This is a genomic window from Pseudofrankia saprophytica (assembly GCF_000235425.2).
Classification (GTDB): domain Bacteria; phylum Actinomycetota; class Actinomycetes; order Frankiales; family Frankiaceae; genus Pseudofrankia; species Pseudofrankia saprophytica.
In genome coordinates this window covers 87,380-105,066 of the sequence record NZ_KI912267.1, presented here as the reverse complement: position 1 = coordinate 105,066, position 17,687 = coordinate 87,380, and the positions used below count along the sequence as shown (strand labels likewise).

11 protein-coding genes are annotated in these 17,687 nt (G+C 69.8%); 6 read left to right on the top strand and 5 right to left on the bottom strand.

Annotated elements, in window-relative coordinates:
• Window positions 1-4: 4 nt before the first annotated feature.
• Entirely contained in the window at window positions 5-979 is a 975-nt protein-coding gene (gene truB, locus FRCN3DRAFT_RS0234960; RefSeq protein WP_007513456.1) for a tRNA pseudouridine(55) synthase TruB, read from the top strand.
• Window positions 980-1,026: 47 nt separating this feature from the next.
• Here truB and FRCN3DRAFT_RS0234955 read toward each other — a convergent pair whose 3' ends face one another.
• The 4 genes from FRCN3DRAFT_RS0234955 to FRCN3DRAFT_RS47695 form a co-directional block, all read right to left on the bottom strand.
• A complete protein-coding gene (locus FRCN3DRAFT_RS0234955) occupies window positions 1,027-4,509 on the bottom strand; it encodes a DEAD/DEAH box helicase family protein (RefSeq protein ID WP_007513454.1) in 3,483 nt (1,160 codons plus the stop codon).
• A gap of 34 nt (window positions 4,510-4,543) precedes the next feature.
• Window positions 4,544-5,659, bottom strand: coding sequence for a restriction endonuclease subunit S (locus FRCN3DRAFT_RS47700; RefSeq protein ID WP_007513452.1), 1,116 nt, complete (start codon window positions 5,657-5,659; stop codon window positions 4,544-4,546).
• Entirely contained in the window at window positions 5,656-7,191 is a 1,536-nt protein-coding gene (locus FRCN3DRAFT_RS0234945; protein WP_007513450.1) for a type I restriction-modification system subunit M, read from the bottom strand. Before FRCN3DRAFT_RS0234945 ends, FRCN3DRAFT_RS47700 begins: the two co-directional genes overlap by 4 nt.
• A gap of 133 nt (window positions 7,192-7,324) precedes the next feature.
• Window positions 7,325-8,467: a restriction endonuclease subunit S gene (locus FRCN3DRAFT_RS47695; RefSeq protein WP_007513448.1), complete on the bottom strand. Its 1,143-nt coding sequence runs from the start codon at window positions 8,465-8,467 to the stop codon at window positions 7,325-7,327.
• 609 nt (window positions 8,468-9,076) lie between these two features.
• Here FRCN3DRAFT_RS47695 and FRCN3DRAFT_RS0234930 point away from each other — a divergent pair.
• The 5 genes from FRCN3DRAFT_RS0234930 to dapB all read left to right on the top strand — a co-directional run bounded on the left by FRCN3DRAFT_RS0234930 (window position 9,077) and on the right by dapB (window position 15,392).
• Complete coding sequence (locus tag FRCN3DRAFT_RS0234930) at window positions 9,077-10,018, top strand: bifunctional riboflavin kinase/FAD synthetase (RefSeq protein ID WP_007513447.1); 942 nt, start codon at window positions 9,077-9,079, stop codon at window positions 10,016-10,018.
• 301 nt (window positions 10,019-10,319) lie between these two features.
• Window positions 10,320-10,589 (top strand): 30S ribosomal protein S15, encoded by a 270-nt coding sequence (gene rpsO / locus FRCN3DRAFT_RS0234925; RefSeq protein WP_007513444.1) that lies wholly within the window; start codon window positions 10,320-10,322, stop codon window positions 10,587-10,589.
• 231 nt (window positions 10,590-10,820) lie between these two features.
• On the top strand, window positions 10,821-13,004 hold the full coding sequence (locus FRCN3DRAFT_RS0234920) for a polyribonucleotide nucleotidyltransferase (RefSeq protein ID WP_007513442.1): 2,184 nt from the start codon (window positions 10,821-10,823) through the stop codon (window positions 13,002-13,004).
• A 199-nt stretch (window positions 13,005-13,203) separates the two neighbouring features.
• On the top strand, window positions 13,204-14,556 hold the full coding sequence (locus FRCN3DRAFT_RS0234915) for a M16 family metallopeptidase (protein ID WP_035931080.1): 1,353 nt from the start codon (window positions 13,204-13,206) through the stop codon (window positions 14,554-14,556).
• A 95-nt stretch (window positions 14,557-14,651) separates the two neighbouring features.
• Complete coding sequence (dapB, locus tag FRCN3DRAFT_RS0234910) at window positions 14,652-15,392, top strand: 4-hydroxy-tetrahydrodipicolinate reductase (protein ID WP_007513439.1); 741 nt, start codon at window positions 14,652-14,654, stop codon at window positions 15,390-15,392.
• A gap of 13 nt (window positions 15,393-15,405) precedes the next feature.
• Here dapB and FRCN3DRAFT_RS0234905 read toward each other — a convergent pair whose 3' ends face one another.
• Window positions 15,406-17,685 (bottom strand): hypothetical protein, encoded by a 2,280-nt coding sequence (locus FRCN3DRAFT_RS0234905; RefSeq protein WP_007513437.1) that lies wholly within the window; start codon window positions 17,683-17,685, stop codon window positions 15,406-15,408.
• Window positions 17,686-17,687: the final 2 nt, after the last annotated feature.

Genomic DNA, 17,687 nt, shown 5'->3' with positions numbered 1-17,687 from the left:
CCAGATGACCCTGCCGACGACGCCCACCGCCGCCTCCACCGCGGCCGAGGCCTCCCACTCCGCGTCGCCCGGGACCAGCCGGGCCGTGCTCGATGGGCTGGTCGTCCTCGACAAGCCCCAGGGCTGGACCTCGCACGACGTCGTCGCCAGGGCACGGCGGATCCTGCGCACCCGCAAGATCGGCCACGCCGGCACCCTGGACCCGATGGCGACCGGGGTCCTGCTGCTCGGCGTCGGGCGCGCGACGAAGCTGCTCGGGCACCTCGCGCTCACCAGCAAGGAGTACGAGGCGGTCATCCGTCTCGGCGCCACCACGGTCACCGACGACGCCGAGGGCGAGGTGCTCGACGAGCGCCCGGTGGATGCCGCGCCCGAGAGGCTCGCCGCCGCCATGGCGGCGCTGACCGGTGCCATCGACCAGGTCCCGTCCAGTGTCAGCGCCGTGAAGGTCGACGGGAAACGGGCCTATGCCCGCGTCCGCTCCGGCGAGGACGTCGTGCTCGCCGCCCGCCGGGTCACGATCAGCGCCTTCGAGCTGCGCGAGCGCCTCGACCGTGCCACCGGCGCGCCCGACCCGGCCGGCACCGACCTCGCCGTCCGGGTCGCCTGCTCCAGCGGCACCTACATTCGGGCGATCGCGCGTGACCTGGGAGCGGCGCTCGGCTGCGGCGGCCACCTGACCGCGCTGCGGCGTACCTCGGTCGGTCCGTTCGCGGTCACGGAGGCGCTCGGCATGGACGCCTTCGCCGAGCGTGCCGCCGCGGCCGTGACGCCGCTCGCCGACGCCGTGGCCACCGCCTTCCCCGTCCGGCGGGTGGATGCCTCCCAGGCGGCCGCGGTGGCCCACGGCCGCCGCCTGCCCGCCGCCGGCCTCGTCGGCCCCTACGGCGTCCTCGCCGCCGATGGCACCGCTCTCGCTCTCGCCGAGGACCACGCCGGCGAGTGCCGCTACCTGGTCGTCTTCGCCCCGGCCGGCTGACCGACGCCGACGCCTGAAGCGACGCGCGTCGCCGCCGGCGGCTTCCGCTAGGCCGCCTCCGACCGCGGAGTAGCGGTGCCCCGGATCTCCTCGAAGATCGTGTCGAGCGTGTCGATGTCCGATTCCGTGAAGAACCTTTCCGGCCCGCTCGGCGAGAGCTGCCGGAACGGGGGTTCGTAGAGGTCGCCGACCTCAAGCAGACCACGAGCCGTGAGAACTTCGACGATCTTGCCGAGGAAGTGAAGCTGGTTGGCGGTCAGGGCGCGGCCTGCCTGGAAGCGGTCGAACGCCCGGGTGGCGACTTCACGGTCGAGGCCGGTGAGCGAACGCAGGAACAGGCCGAGGCCGTGATGCCTGGTCTTCGCCTGTTCGATGTCCTCATCGTTGCCGAGGCCAGTCTCCAGGAACACTTTTTCCAGCTCGCCGAGGTCGACCGTCGTGATCTGGAGGTTGCGGCGCAGCTTCTGGATGGCGAGCTGGTCCTCGTGGCTGCGCAGGTAGGTGCGGATCTTCTTCTCGAAGTCGTCCCCGCGCGGCTGCCAGGTGAGGGCAAGCTCGCCGATCTCCCCAAGCTCGTCCTCGAAGTCGGTGTAGACGATGTTGCGCTTGGATTTCTCGATCAGCCGGACGAGGGTACGCACGCGATGGCGGACGTTCTCCAGCATCGGCAGGGTGACGTTCTGCCACCAGGTGCCCGTGGTCAGCTCGTCGAGGAACTCGGCCTGGTCGCGGACCGCGGGGATGGTGGTCTGGGTGAGCAGCGCGGCGGCGATCTCCTGGACCCGCGCGCGCATCGTGGCGAACCCGGCCTCCGCGCCGAGGCAGGCCAGCTGGAGGCGCAGGATCAGCAGGTCGAAGCGCTTGGCCTCCTCGCCGGCCGGGTCGTCCTGGTAGGCGCTCGGCAGTCCGGCCAGCTTCTCCAGGTCGCCGTGCTCCGCCGATGTGATCTTCTTCCAGCTGTTGGCGGCGGAGTAGGTGTCGACCTGCTCGCGGTGCGGGCGGACCAGGAAGTTCTCCGGGTTCATCCCGGTCACCTGGTCGCGCAGCCGGCGGGCGAGATCTGCCCGCAGCTCGGCCTCGCCGCTGACCACGTCATCGGGGTTACTGGCGCTGGGGTCTGCCGAGGCTGGCCCGGTGCCGTCGGGAGTTGTGCCGGCGTGGGCGAGCCGGTCGTCCAGGTGCAGCAACACGTCTGCGCGGCGCTGGAAGATGCGCTGGCCGAGCGAGGGCGCCGGCGTGCGCTCCTCGATGGCCATGTTCTGGTTGAAGTACTCGACGTTCTGGCAGAGGTCGAAGACGAGGAACTCGTTCTTGTCTCGGCCCGGGCCGAACAGGTCGGCGCACAGCCGGGTGCCCCGGCCGATCATCTGTGCGAACTTGATCTTCGAGCGGATCAGCTTGAAGAACACCAGGTTGACGACCTCGGGCACGTCGATGCCGGTGTCGAGCATGTCGACCGAGATCGCGATGTGCGGCGCCTTCTCCGGGTCGGAGAACTTGTCGATCAGGTCCTGGGCGTAGGACGTCTGGTAGGTGATCACCCGGGCGAGCTCGCCCTGGTGTTCGGGATAGTTCTTGTCGAACCGCTCGGCGATGAAGTTCGCGTGGGCCTGGTTCTTCGCGAAGATGATCGTCTTTCCCGGGCGGTCGCCGGCCGCGACCCGCAGGCCTCGCGTCATCAGGACCTCAATGGCCTTGTCGACGGTGTCCGCGTTGAACAGGAACGTGTTGAGCTCGTCGGAGCGCACCTCGTACGGGACGGAGCCGTCCTCGCTCCACTCGGCGGCGTCCCACTTCTCCTTGTCGTCCTCGGACAGCTCGTCGTAGCGGATGCCGTGCCGCTGGAACTTCAACGGCACATCGACGGCCCGCGGCGGCGCGAGGTAACCGTCCTGGACGGCCTCCGTAAGGTCGTAGACATCCGTGGGCACCCGGTCCTCCAGGCCGAACAGCTCGTAGGTGTTGCGGTGGATCTCGCCGCGCGGGGTGGCGGTCAGGCCGACGATCAGGGAGTCGAAGTAGTCGAAGATCGACCGGTACTTCTGGAAGATCGACCGGTGCGCCTCGTCGACGACCACCAGGTCGAAGTAGCCGGGTCCGAACCGGCGCCGCCCGCCGGCATCCACCTCGTCGATCAGGTTCATCATCGTCGGGTAGGTGCTGACGTAGACCTGGGCGGTCTCGTTCTTCTCCTCCAGCAGGTTGACGACCGGCATGCCCGGCAGGTGCGCCTTGAAGGCGTTCGTGGCCTGCCTGACGAGCGCCTGCCGGTCGGCGAGGAAGAGCACCCGCTTCACCCAGTTGGCCCGGGCGAGCTGGTCCACCAGGGCGACCACCGTGCGGGTCTTGCCGGCGCCGGTCGCCATGACCAGCAACGCGCCGCGCTGCTTCTCCTCGAACGCCTCGCCGATCCGGCGGATCGCCCGTGACTGGTACGCCCGGTTCACGATGTCGTCGTTGATCGACTCGGCGGCGAGCGGCCTGCGCATCGCCCGCCGCAGGACGAGTAAGCGCAGCTCATCCTTGGTGTAGAAGCCCTGGACCTCGCGCGGTGCGTAGCCGGCGACGGGATAGTCGTCCCACAGCCAGGTCGTATAGCCGTTCGTGTAGAAGATGACCGGGCGTTGGCCGTGACTCTTCTCCAGACAGTCGGCGTACAGCTTCGCCTGGTGCTGGCCGGTGATCGCGTCCTTGGTGGTCCGCTTGGCCTCGATGAGCGCGAGGGGCTTGCCGTCGTCGTCCCACAGCACGTAGTCGACCTTGCCGTTGCCGCTCTTGTTGCTGGCGGTGATGGGCATCCCGGTGACGGGGAACTCGCGGTCCTGCGCCTTGTCGAGTGGCCAGCCGGCCTCCTTGAGCAGCAGGTCGACGATGTACGCCCGGGTATCGGCCTCGTTGTAGTCGTGGGTGTCCGGCCGGGCCGTGTTCGCCGCCTTGGCCACGGCGAGCTCGGCACGCAGCTGCTCGATCCTGGCGGCGAGCTGCGCATTGCGCTCCCGCTCCTCGGCCAGCTTCTCCGCCTGCGCGGCCTGCTGGGCGAGGAACTGCGCCTCCTGCTTCTTCAGCGCGGCCATCGTCTGCTGGCGGACGTCGACCGGGCGGGGAAGCAGGTTCCGTTCGAAGCCCAGCCTGTCGGCCGGTAGATTCGCCGGGTCGCGGGTGTAGGTGCGGGCGATCCAGTACAGGATGTGGAACAGCTCGGTCAGCGACCGGAGGGCATCGTTCTCGGCGACCGGCGTCTTGTGGTGGACGGCCACGTTGCCCTGCTTGCGGATCGCGTCCATCTTGATCCGGCGTGTCTGCCCGACCAGCGTCACCATCGTCGGCTCGGCGATCAGCGCGGCCAGCTGGTCCTTGTACGGCGGCTTCAGCGAAGTGTCCACGTCGTACAGCCAGTGAATCGCCAGCTCCAGCGTTCGCCGCGCATAGAAGCACGCCGCCCGTGGGTCCACCAGCGCGTTCCGCTCGGCCTGCCCCGCCTCCTTGCACAGGTCCGGCCACTCTGCCTGCAGAAAGCCGAAGTTGCCCACGCCCACCCCCGGATAGCGCTAAACGAGCGTTATCCTACAGCTCACCCCGGAAGGCTCGGTGCTGGAGGGACGCGAAAAGTTTGTCGAGTTCGGCGAGATGTCCGCGCTGCGTTGCCCTCAGCTTGACGATCTCCTGAATGGTGCGCGCGAACCTGCGTTGTCGATCAAGTGGGGGGACTGGTATGTTGATCGACTGAAGCTGCTTGGCGTTGATGTTCGCCATGCCGATTATGGTCTTGCACATTCCGCGAAGAACGCGCTTCGCGTACGGGGTGTTCAGGAAAGCGGCGACATACTCGGCGTCGGCTAGGCCGTTGGTACGGACCCGTATTAGATAGCCGGCGTAGGCGAGTGGCTCGTCACCTCGGTAGAGTGCGGTCTTGCCGACCAGATCGGGGCTGTTCGTACGATTGAAAAGGATGTCCCCGCGGCGGACGATGTGCTTGTCGGGGGTAGCGGCGCGCGGGAGGAACTTCAGGTCGCCGAGATCAACCTCGCCGGTCGTGGTCAGGTTTCCCATGCGTAGGACGGGAAGTTCGCCAACAATGTCCGCGCGCTCACTGGTCCCGTACGTGACGGAATCCGTGAGATCGCTGATCTGTTGGACGGGCCACCCGCCAGGATTTGATGCCGGGTCACCGAAGATCTCGATGAAGATCGACTGGGCAAGCTCGTTGAGCCACCCGATCGCCTCCCGTCGCCGGGCACGAAGCGAGTCCGCTCGGTCCAGGACGTCCGCGATGTGGTGTTGGACCTCCGTCGGCGGTCGAACTATGCCGAACTCGCGAAGGACCTTGAAGTGCCGCGAGTACCCCGAAGCGGGAATCTTGAGCTGCCGCAGATAATGAAAGAGAAATCGAGGCTCGAAACCGTCCGCGGGCTGGAGGACCTTCACGCCCTGGGCGCCCACGCAGAACGGGAAGTCCACATACTTGAAAATCCTGGTGTGATCACCGAATATGATCGCTGGAGATTTGGCACCGTGTAGCAGTGCGGGATTGTCGGTGAACCCCGCCACGGGCTTCTTTCCTTGATCGACGATTGGGAAGGTGCCGGACCGCAAATATTCCGACTGCGCGACGGTCGGACCCTTCGACGAGATGTCCGTGACTGCCGACTCGAATGGCACCAGGTCCCACGCGGCGGTCATCCCAGCAGGCCCTTCAACTCTGACATGCCCTGCTGGATCTCGGCCTCGAGGCGTTCCAAGTCCTCGAGAATCGCCAGCGGTGGGCGGTGCTCGACCTCGGCGTGGATGATTTCCTTGTAGCGGCTGAGGCTTAGGTCGTAGGCATTGGCGGCGATGTCGGCTTTGGGGACGCAGAAGCTCTGGTCGGTGCGGGCGCGCTTGCGTTCGCTGCCCATCCGCTTGCCCCAGCGCTGGAGAACGTCGGGCAGGTTGTTCTTCGCGTGCTCGGCCTCGTCCAGCGGGACGGCGGGGAGCGCGCCGAGCTTCTCGTCCGGCAACAGCGGGGCGCGCTTGTCGTCGAGGCTCCAGCCGTCGGCGGTCACCTCGTAGAACCAGACGTCGTCGGTGCCACCGCTGTCCGTCCGAGTGAAGAACAGGATCGCGGTCGAGACTCCGGCGTACGGCTTGAAGACGCCGCCAGGTAGCTTGACCACCGCGTCGAGCTTGTGTTCCTCGATGAGGATCTTCCGCAGGTCTTTGTGCGCCTTCGTCGAGCCGAAGAGCACGCCGTCCGGCACGATGACCGCTGCCCGGCCGCCCGGCCTGAGCAGCCGCAGGAACAGCGCGATGAACAGCAGCTCGGTCTTCCTGGTCCTGACGACGGCGAGCAGGTCCTTGGCGGTCGTCTCATTGTCGAGGCTGCCGGCGAACGGCGGGTTGGCGAGGATCAGCGAGTACTTGCCGGCCTCCCCGGCGGCGCTCTGGGCGAGCGAGTCGCGGTAGCGGATGTCGGGCTGCTCGACCTCGTGTAGCAGCATGTTCATGCTGCCTATCCGGAGCATCGTGCCGTCGAAGTCGAAGCCGTGGAACATCTCGTGGTCGTAGTGCCGACGGGTGGCCGGGTCGAGCAGCGAGTCGCCGTGGGTCCGCTGCAGGTAGGCCGCGCTTGCGACGAGGAAGCCCGCGGTGCCGCAGGCCGGGTCGCAGATCGTGTCGCCGGGTCCAGGAGCGGTCATCGCCACCATCAGTTCGATGATGTGTCGCGGCGTGCGGAACTGGCCGTTCTGTCCAGCGGTGGCGATTTTGCTGAGCATGTACTCGTAGAGGTCGCCCTTGGTGTCACGCTCGTCGAACAGTTGCTGGTCGCCGAGGACCTCGTCGAGCATGTCGATGACCTTGCTCAGCAGGTTCGCTGTCGGGATCGTGAACCGGGCGTCGCGCATGTGCAGCGCGTAGGTCGACCCCTCGCCGCCGAGCTGGCGCAGCCAGGGGAAGATCTTGTCCCGTACCAGCGCGAACGTCGCCTCGGGGCTGCCCTGCGCCTTGAGGTTCTTCCAGCGCAGCTCCTGCGCCTCCGCGGCGTACAGCAGGTTCTCCGCGGGCCGCTTGGTGCGCTTCGCCCGGTTCTCCTTGCCAGTCTCAAGGTCGTCGAGCCGGCGGATGAACATCAGGTAGGTGATCTGTTCGATGACCTCCAGCGGGTTGGAGATCCCACCCGACCAGAACGCGTCCCAGACCCGATCGATCTTGCTTCGTAGATCACCTGTAAGCACGAAGGGAGCCTACCGGCACACAGACGCGCCAACCTCAGTCCGTCAGGTCATGGCGTAGATGATCACGATCCGTCCGCTCCGCGTTGTCGATGTCGGCCTGTGATCGACTGCTGGAGTCTACCCTACTGCCCTTCTACAGCTTTCCCTCGAACGCGCGGTACCTGAGAGCGGAAAAGAGATCCTCGAGTTTGGCGAGATGGGCGGTGTGGGCGCCCCGCAGACGTGCGATGCTTCGAATCCTCAGCCCGAACTCGACCTGTAGCCCGATGGGTGGGCAAAGAACGGGAAGATTTCTCAGCGGACCCTGAAAGAGATTCGCATGACTCGACGACCGTGCCGCCCGCAACATGCGAGCCCTGAGTGCCGGAGTCCGGAGATAGCCGGCTAGGTAGTCCGTCGTGACGAGAGACATTCTCGGTCTCACCAGTGCGGCGCTACGAACTAGGGAGAAGGGCTCGTCTGTCTCCACCGGAGCCACTCGGCCGATGGTTCCCGAGCAGGATATCAAGACATCCCCTCGGCGGGGATCGCAGCGCCGCCTGATTCGCGCGTGCTCCTCGGGCCCGATGTGGTCGACGTTCGAGAAGTCGATGTACCCGTCTCGGACGTTGCGGGCGGACAGCAGCTTGATTCCTTCCGCTTCTCTCCGCGGAGTGAGATGCTCCCCGTCGGTCACCTGCTCCGCGACGTGCCCGATGGTCGACGAGTTCCAATCATGCGGGTTTGACGCCGGGTCACCGAACATGTCGATGAAGGTTGCCGCCGCGAGGTCGTCGAAGAGAGTGATCGCCTCCTGCCGCCGTGCCAGCAGTATTTCCGCCTGATCGAGGATCTTCGCGCGCCGGTCCTGTTCCTCGACCGAGGGCAGGGAAATCTCCAGCTCGCCTATGTCTTCCCGGCTGAGCTGCTTGAACGTGGCCCCTCTTCCCTTGCTGGCCAGCATCGCCGCGCTATGGCCCAGCCAGTGCCAGAGAAACTGGGAGTGGAGGCCGGGGAGCGGTCGCAGGGCGGCTACACCCCGTCCAAGGCAGTACTCGCCGTCGGCCAGAACCCTGGACCCGATCGATGCTCGAATCCCGACGATCACATCGCCGGGCCGTGAGATCTTCGACGCCTTCCTGGTGAACTTCTTCGGCGAGGGGCGGACGAGCCCGAAATCGCCGGGGCCGGCGATCAGCGGCCAGCCCTCGAGTTCCGTATTGTAGGCCTCTCCCCGAGGGGCTTGGCCCATGATTATTTCGCAGACATCGTCGAGCCTGTATGTCGAGTAGGCCATCTCGCCATTCGCATCAGGCCGGACATGCCGCCCTGTGTCTGGGAGATCACCTGTAGGCACGCAGGGAGCGTACTGGCACGTAGACAGGCACGCCGCACGCCTCGTCCCGACTTCGACTGTGTTGCCTTGGTGACCCAGGCTCGGTCGCCAGATGGCCCTGTCGGGTCGATGCCTGTTCAGGCCCGAGTCTCCGACTGGATCCAAGCGATCCTTGAGGTCGCGGCCGTGCCGCTCCGCGACGGGCAGCCGGGCCGGCAGGACTGCTCGACACCCTCGCGCTCGCCCGCGCCGCAAGCATCGACGGTGGCAGATCGCTCACCGCACTGAATCCACCGAGCGCGGTTCCCGGCCGCATCCGCCCGGTCTCTTCCGTTGGAGATCGCCAGGACTGTGCTCAAATCCGAACTTGCGAGGGCCCGGAGTTCGGATTTCGGGTCAGTCCTGGCGATCTTCCTTGTGGCGCTGTGGGGCTACGCGTCGACCTTGACCGAGGCGATGTTGAGTGGGGGTCTGACCAGCGTGGTGAACCACGCCGGTGGCGACAGAAAGTGATCATGGCGTTCGTCCCACCCGCGAAGGCTTGGGGCGGGCATGCCCTAGGCTTCGGACGTGCGGTGGTGGCGAGGGCTGGACAACACACCCGTCGATTGGCGTGGTGGCGTCGTCACGATCGGCTTCTTCGACGGCGTGCACCTGGGGCACCGTAAGATCATCGGGCTCGCCGTCGAGCGGGCCAGGGCGCTGGGAGTGCCGTCGCTGGTGCTCACCTTCGACCCGCATCCCGCCGAGGTCGTGCGCCCCGGCAGCCATCCCGCGCTGCTGACCACGCTGGAGTTCAAGGCCGAGCTGCTCGCCGCCATCGGCATCGACGCGCTGTGCGTCCAGCCGTTCACGCTGGAGTTCAGTGAGGTGACCGCGGACGAGTTCGCCGCGAAGATCCTCGCCGAGACGCTGCGCGCCAGGGCGGTCGTCGTCGGCCAGAACTTCACCTACGGCCACCGGGCCGCCGGCAAGATGGACACGCTCGTCCGCTCCGGCGCCGAGCTCGGCTTCGAGGTCGAAAGTGTGTCGTTGCTGAGCGAGGACGAGCCCGAGGGTGCGGTGGTGGTGTCCTCGACCCACATCCGCACGCAGGTCGCCGAGGGTGACGTCGCCGGCGCGGCCCACGGCCTCGGCCGGCTGCACCGCGTCGAAGGCGTCGTCGTGCACGGTGACGCGCGCGGGCGCACGATCGGCTACCCGACGGCGAACCTGCAGGTGACACCGTGGGCCGCCATCCCGGCCGACGGCGTGTACGCGGGGTTCGCCTGCTGGCGGGGCCGGCGCCAGCCGGCGGCCATCTCGATCGGGACGAACCCGACCTTCGCCGGCCGCGACCGGCGGGTGGAGGCCTTCCTGCTGGACTTCGACGAAGACCTGTATGGCGAGTACATGGCCTTCGAGTTCGTCACGCTGCTGCGCCCGACGCTCCAGTTCGACTCGGTCGCGGAGCTCGTCGACCAGATAGCCCTGGACGTCGAGGCCACCCGCACCGCGACCACCTCCACCTGACCCGGCCGGGGACGCTGAGCCCGGTCGGGGCTCGGCGAGGACTCGGGCCAGGGCACGGCCAGGGCTCGGTGGGGATGCTGGGTAGCAGGTCGGTTCCCCGGAGTTGATAGGCTGCGTAGTCAAGACGGGAGTGGTGTGTTCTCAGCGCTGGGGACTCCTCGCGGGGGTCTCGCACTGGGATCTCACACTGGGATCTTCGGTACGAGGGATCCACGAGGGACCCACAGCACTTGGAACTCCGCTCTGCTCGGGTGACCAAGACCCCGAGCGCGCCACCCCGCACGAAAGATGAAGGTGGATCGTGCCGCTTTCCAGCGACGTGAAGCAAAAGATCATGACCGAGTACGCGACGGTGGAGCACGACACGGGCTCACCCGAGGTGCAGGTCGCGATGCTGACCCGACGGATCAGTGACCTGACCGAGCACCTGAAGATGCACAAGCACGATCACCACAGCCGCCGTGGCCTGCTCCTGTTGGTCGGGCGGCGCCGTCGACTGCTGAACTACCTGCAGAAGACGGACATCGGCCGGTACCGAGCGCTGATCGAAAGACTGGGTCTGCGCCGATAGCAGGGCAGAGGGAGTGGTCCATCGGGCCGCTCCCTCTGGCGTCGAGGGAGGGTCTCTCGACGTGGCGGAGGACCTGACCGGGTTCGAGGCGGCGCGAGTCGCCGGTCCTCGGTCGTGACTCCCGGGCCCCGCATGGCCACCAGGCCGAAGCGGGTATCCCGAGGGCGACGACTGAGCACCGGCATCCCCACGCCTCGTACCGGGCAGGCGAAGAGGATGGAGGACAAACGAGTGGATGACTCGACAACGGCGACCGAGGCGGTCGTCAACACCCCGCTGGGCGCCCGGACGATCCGGTTCGAGACCGGCCGGCTGGCCAAGCAGGCCGCGGGCTCCGTGGTCGCCTACCTGGGCGACACGATGGTGCTGTCCGCAACGACGGTCAGCAAGCAGCCCAAGGAGAACCTGGACTTCTTCCCGCTGACGGTCGACGTCGAGGAGCGGATGTACGCGGCCGGGCGCATTCCCGGCTCGTTCTTCCGCCGCGAGGGCCGGCCCAGCGAGGACGCGATCCTGACCTGCCGGCTGATCGACCGGCCGCTGCGCCCGTCGTTCGCCAAGGGCCTGCGCAACGAGATCCAGGTCGTCGAGACCGTGCTCGCGCTCGACCCGGACACGCTCTACGACGTGGTCGCGATCAACGCGGCCAGCGCGTCGACGCTGCTCGCCGGCCTGCCGTTCACCGGCCCGGTCGGCGCGACCCGGGTCGGCTACGTCGACGGCCAGTGGGTGGCGTTCCCGACGCACACCGAGCTCGCCCGCGCGACCTTCGACATGGTCGTCGCCGGGCGCGTCCTGGAGGACGACTCCGACGTCGCGATCATGATGGTCGAGGCGGAGGCGACGCCGGGCACGGTGGCGCTGGTCGAGGGCGGCGCCCCGGCGCCGACCGAGGAGATCGTCGCGGCGGGCCTCGAGGCCGCCAAGCCCGCGATCCGCGAGCTGTGCCGCGCCCAGCGCGAGCTGGCCGCCTCCGCGGCCAAGCCGGTCCGCGAGTACCCGGTGTTCCTGGACTACGGCGACGACGTGCTCGAGGTGCTCACCGCGGCCGTCGGCGACGAGCTCGCCGCGGCGCTGCGGATCGCCGGCAAGCAAGAGCGCGAGAACGAGCTCGACCGGGTCAAGGCGCTCGCGGTCGAGAAGGTCGGCTCGCAGTTCGACGGCAGGGACAAGGAGATCGGCGCGGCGTACCGCGCGCTGACCAAGAAGCTGGTCCGCAGGCGGGTCGTCGAGGACGGCCTGCGCATCGACGGCCGCAGCACCACCGAGATCCGCGCGCTGTCGGCCGAGGTCGACTACGTGCCGCGGGTGCACGGCTCGGCGCTGTTCGAGCGGGGCGAGACCCAGATCCTGGGCGTCACCACGCTGGCGATGCTCCGGATGGAGCAGACCGTCGACACGCTCAACCCGGATCGCACCAAGCGCTACATGCACAACTACAACTTCCCGCCGTACTCGACCGGCGAGACCGGTCGGGTCGGCTCGCCGAAGCGCCGCGAGATCGGCCATGGCGCGCTCGCCGAGCGGGCGCTGCTGCCGGTGCTGCCGAGTCGCGAGGAGTTCCCCTACGCGATCCGCCAGGTCTCCGAGGCGCTCAGCTCCAACGGCTCGACGTCGATGGGCTCGGTGTGCGCGAGCACGCTGTCGCTGCTCAACGCCGGTGTGCCGCTGCGGGCGCCGGTCGCGGGCATCGCGATGGGCCTCATCCGCGAGGGTGACAGCTACGTCACGCTGACCGACATCCTCGGGGCCGAGGACGCCTACGGCGACATGGACTTCAAGGTCGCCGGCACCCGGGACTTCGTCACCGCGCTGCAGCTGGACACCAAGCTGGACGGCATCCCGGCGAACGTGCTGGCGGGGGCGCTGCAGCAGGCCCGGGCCGCTCGGTTCGCGATCCTGGACGTCATGGCCGAGGCCATCGAGGGGCCGGACGAGATGTCCGAGCACGCCCCGCGGGTCATCTCGGTGAAGATCCCGGTGGACAAGATCGGCGAGGTCATCGGCCCGAAGGGCAAGATGATCAACCAGATCCAGGCCGACAGCGGCGCCGAGATCACCGTCGAGGACGACGGCACGATCTACATCGGCGCGGCCGACGGTACGTCGGCGGAGACGGCGCGCAGTGCCATCAACGCGATCGCCAACCCGCAGATGCCCGAGATCGGCGAGCGCTACCTCGGCACGATCGTGAAGATCACGAACTTCGGCGCCTTCGTGTCGCTCACCCCGGGCAAGGACGGGCTGCTGCACGTCAGCAAGCTCAAGCAGCTCTCCGGCGGCAAGCGGGTCGAGAAGGTCGAGGACGTGCTCAACGTCGGCCAGAAGCTGCAGGTCGAGATCACCGAGATCGACAGCCGAGGCAAGATCAGCCTGTCGCCCGCGGCCGAGGAGAACGCCACGGCCAGCGCGTGACAGATTGACGCGCCGTGCGCCTGCCCGTCGCCGGTCCGCAGCCGCGGACCGGCCACGGGTGGCCATGTCGCCTCTCCTTCCGGAATGTCCCCCGGAATGAGGAGCTTTGCTTTCGTGTCGGGCTCGCTCGATGGATGATCCTCATGCCGGCAGGGGCGGACGGCCCGCCGGACCCAGCGGAGTGACCAAGGTAGAGGCTGTGACGCAGACCGACACGACCCAGGTCCCGCCCACGCGGGCCGCGGCGCTGCTCTCCGGGCAGCCGACCGAACAGCTGCTGGCCGGGGCCGTGCGGCGCACGGTCCTGCCCGGCGGTCTGCGGGTGCTTACCGAGCACATCCCCGGCGTTCGGTCCGCGGCGGTGGGCATCTGGGTGGGCGTCGGCTCGCGAGACGAGGACCCGGCGACGGCCGGCTGCTCGCACTTCCTGGAGCATCTGCTGTTCAAGGGCACGCCGAGCCGGGACGCGCTCGCCATCAGCGCCTCGGTCGAGGCGGTCGGCGGCGACCTCAACGCCTTCACCGCCAAGGAGTACACCTGCTACTACGCGCGGGTCCTCGACGAGGACCTGCCGATGGCGATCGACGTCGTGTGCGACATGGTCGCGAACTCGCTGATCACCGCGGATGACGTCGAGGCCGAGCGTGGCGTGATCCTCGAGGAGATCGCCATGCACGAGGACGACCCCGGCGACGTCGTCCACGACGTCTTCGCCGAGGCCGTGCTCGGCTCGTCGTCGCTCGGCCGGCCGGTGCTCGGCACGATCGCCTCGATCGAGTCGCTCGGCCGGGACACGATCGCCGACTACTACCGCGCCCGTTACGCCCCGCCGGCCCTCGTGGTCGCGATCGCGGGCAACATCGACCACGACCGGACGCTCGCGCTGGTCGCCGAGGCGTTCGCCGAGAAGCTCTCCGGCCCCGCGGACGCCGCCGGGCCGCGCGGCGGCGCCTACGGCTACCCGGGCAAGCCCGGTCTGCTGGTCTCGCGCCGGCCGACCGAGCAGGCCAACGTCGTGCTCGGCACCGCGGGGATGTCCCGGCGGGACCCGCGCCGGTTCGCCCTCGGCCTGCTCTCGACGGCGCTCGGCGGCGGCATGAGCTCGCGGCTGTTCCAGGAGGTGCGCGAGAAGCGGGGCCTCGCCTACTCCGTCTACTCGTTCGCCTCGCACTTCGCCGACGCCGGCCTGTTCGGCCTTTACGCCGGCTGCACGCCCAAGCGGGCCCGCGAGGTGCTGGAGATCTGCCGCGACGAGGTCCGCCGGATCGCGGAGCACGGCATCACCCCGGCCGAGCTCGACCGGGCCCGTGGCCAGACCCGCGGCTCGCTCGTCCTCGGGCTGGAGGACACCGGCTCGCGGATGAGCCGGCTTGGGAAGGGCGAGCTCGTCCACGGCGAGCTGCTCTCCGTCGACCAGGTGCTCGAGCGGGTGGACGCGGTGACCCTCCAGGAGGTCCAGGCGATCGCCGGCGAGCTCGTCGCGCAGCCATGGGGCCTGGGCGTCATCGGCCCCTTCAAGAACGACAACGACTTCACCGCGCTGGTCTCCTAGCGCGCAAGATCGGATGCTCCCCCGCCAGGTCGCTACGCTGACGGGGTGAGGCGGGCCCGTGGATGCGCCCGCGCTGGGCGACAGGTGGTCCGGTAATGATCAATGTGGGTGTGCTCGGGGCTCGCGGGCGGATGGGCGCGACCGTATGCGCGGCGGTCGAGGCCGCCGACGACCTGGCGCTCGTCGCCGCCGTCGACGCCGCCGAGGACCGCTCGCCACTGACCAAGGCGGAGGTGGTCGTCGACTTCACCCACCCGGGCGCGGTGATGGACAACCTGCGCTGGTGCGTGGAGAACGGCCTGCACGCGGTGGTCGGCACCACCGGGTTCGACGATGATCGCCTCGCGACCGTGCGGGGCTGGCTCGCGGCGAACCCGGGGATCGGCGTGCTGGTGGCGCCGAACTTCGGCATCGCGGCGGTCCTCATGATGCGTTTCGCCGCTCAGGCCGCCCGGTTCTTCGAGTCCGTCGAGATCATCGAGCTGCACCATCCGAACAAGGTCGACGCGCCGAGCGGCACCGCCCGGCGCACCGCCGAGCTGGTCGCCGCCGCCCGCCGCGAGGCGGGTCTGCACCCGGGTGGGCCGGACGCGACCACCACCGCGCTGGACGGCGCCCGCGGCGCCACCGTCGACGGCGTCCCGGTACACGCGGTCCGGCTCAGCGGCCTGGTGGCCCATCAGGAGGTTCTCCTCGGCGGCTCGGGCGAGACCCTGACCATCCGCCACGACTCCCTCGACCGGACGTCCTTCATGCCAGGCGTCCTGCTGGCCGTCCGCCAGATCCCGACCCGCCCCGGCCTCACCGTCGGCCTGGACCCCCTGCTCGATCTCTAGCCCTACCGACGGGTCAGAGGCGGTCGCGGGCCGGGAGGTGGCGGCGCGCGTCGGGGGAGGCGGTCGAGGCGACGACGAGGCGGCCGGCGGGGTCGCGCAGGCAGCCGAAGACGGCGACGTGCAGGGGGCGCGTGGCGGGCAGGGTGAAGCCGCCGTCGAGCTCGTAGCGGGTGTTGGTGACCTTGCGGGACTGGGCCACCGGGTCGTTCGCGGCGATGGGCGGGGCGTCCTGGCGCCAGGTCACGATGACCTCGGTGCAGCCGTCCGGCCAGGTCCACCGCAGCCTGCCCGCGACGATGGCGAGGTCACGCGCCGGCTCCAGGGCGTCGGCGGGCGTGCGCGCGATCAGCTGGGTCCGGTCGTCGTCCGCGGCCTCAGGCGGCGCGCCGGCGGCGGCGCCGGACGTGCCAGCCGTGCCGGACGTACTCCCGGTCTGTTCGGTCAGCGCGCCCGGCGACCGGTCGTCGGCCGCGCCGGTGGGGGTCGGCCAGACGGCGGGTCGCGACCAGGCACCGCCGACGCCGGCGCGGACCTCGTAGCCCGGTAGCTCGGCGCCGGCCGGGACCCCGCCGTCCTCGATGAAGGTCGCCTCGGTCATGCCGACGGTGCGGGTCGCGCCGTCGGCGCCGACGCGGGTGACCCGGTAGCGCGCCGCGGGCGTTGCGGACGGCGCCCACCGGATCTCGACGGCGCCCGAGCCGCGGATGACGACCAGCGCCGTCGGCGGGGCGAGGTTCTCGGCGAGCAGGTCACGCGCCTCGGCGGAGTCCGCGACGAGGTCGAGCGCCGCGAGCGCCAGGGCGGCGCGTTCGGCCGGCGCGGTCGTGGCCGCGGACGCGAGCAGCTCGTCGGCGCGGCGGTGGCCGGCTTCGATGGCCTCGGTCACGGTGGTGAGCTCCGCCCCGTCGGGACCGGGTACGTCCCGCCCGGTCCTGGCGAGGTCGGCGGCCAGCCGCCTGGCCTGCGCCAGGCGTCGGTCCGCGACGGCCCGGGCCAGCTCCGCCCATCGCTCGCCGGCACGCCGGATGGCCGTCTCGATCTCGTCGCCGAGCGAGCGGATCGGCGGCAGCGCGCTGCCGGCGATCTCCAGGGCGCGCGCGAGCTGGTCGCTGGCCGCGATCGGCGTACCGGCCGCCAGCGCCGTCCGGGCCAGGGTGAGCGCGTCGCGCCAGTCGGGTGGCGGGTCGGCGCCCGTCCAGTCGTCCGACCCGCCTCGCGCCGGGGGCACGGAGGGCGTCGTGAGCACGGGCGGCGTCGTTCGCGCGCCGGCGCGGGGTCCCGCGCGGGAATCGGCCCGCCGGGTGTCCCGGCTGTCGGCCGGAGTGGCGACGCCCGCGTCGTCGACGCCGGCCTCGCGGGCAAGCGCCCGCACGACCGCGGCCGCCCGGGCTGGGTCGAGCCCCTCAGCCTGCGCGGCTGTGACCAGCGCGGCGGCGTCGGCCGGCAGCAGCCGGTCCTCGACCAGCACCGCGGCCGCCAGCCGCGGCCGCAGCAGGTCGGCCGCCGCCGCGGCGAGCCCGTCGAGGTACGCCTCGGGGTCGCCGTCGACGAGCAGGTTGGTCACGGCGGCGAGCAGGTCGTCCAGCAGGGCGCGGCGCCGGTCGGGCCGGCGGGCGCGGTTGCGGGCGAGGGCCTCGTCGCGCATCGCGCGGATCGCGTCCCGGTCGGTGCCCGGGGGCACGCCGAGCAGCTCGAACAGGCTGCGCGGCGGGTCCTCGCCGACGATCCGGCCCAGCTCGTCGAGGTCCGAGCGGACCTGGCGGAGCACCTCCGGCGGCACCGGCCGCCGGGTGGTGCGCTCGGCCGCGCCGGCCCCGACCCGGCGGTGGCGCGCGATGCGCCGCTCGAACTCGTCGTCGCCGAGGCCGGCGTCCCTGGCGATCTTCCGCAGGCCCGGGATCTTGTCCTCGGGCAGCCCGCCGAACCGCTCGACGAGCCGCGCCACGGCCGCGTCCACGGCGGCGAACCGACCGTCCTCGCGTTCCGCCCTGGCCTGGGCCACCCGCGCGGCGAGCTCCGTGCGGGCCGCGCGGGTCCTCAGCGCCTCCGTGAGCTCGCTGTGCCGGGCCAGCAGGGCGAGCACGACGCCCCGGTAGCGGGGATGGTCGCGGCTGCGCTGCCAGAACGCCCAGACCTCGTCGATCCGGGCGGTGACGGCCGCGTCGTCGAGGGCGGCGACGTCTTCCAGCGGTATGTCGTAGATCTCGAACGGGTCACTGTGCTCCGCGCCGCCCCGGGCGTGGATGGGCGCGAGCACCCGGCTGCGGTAGTCGTTGGCGTCGAACGGCCGCATGG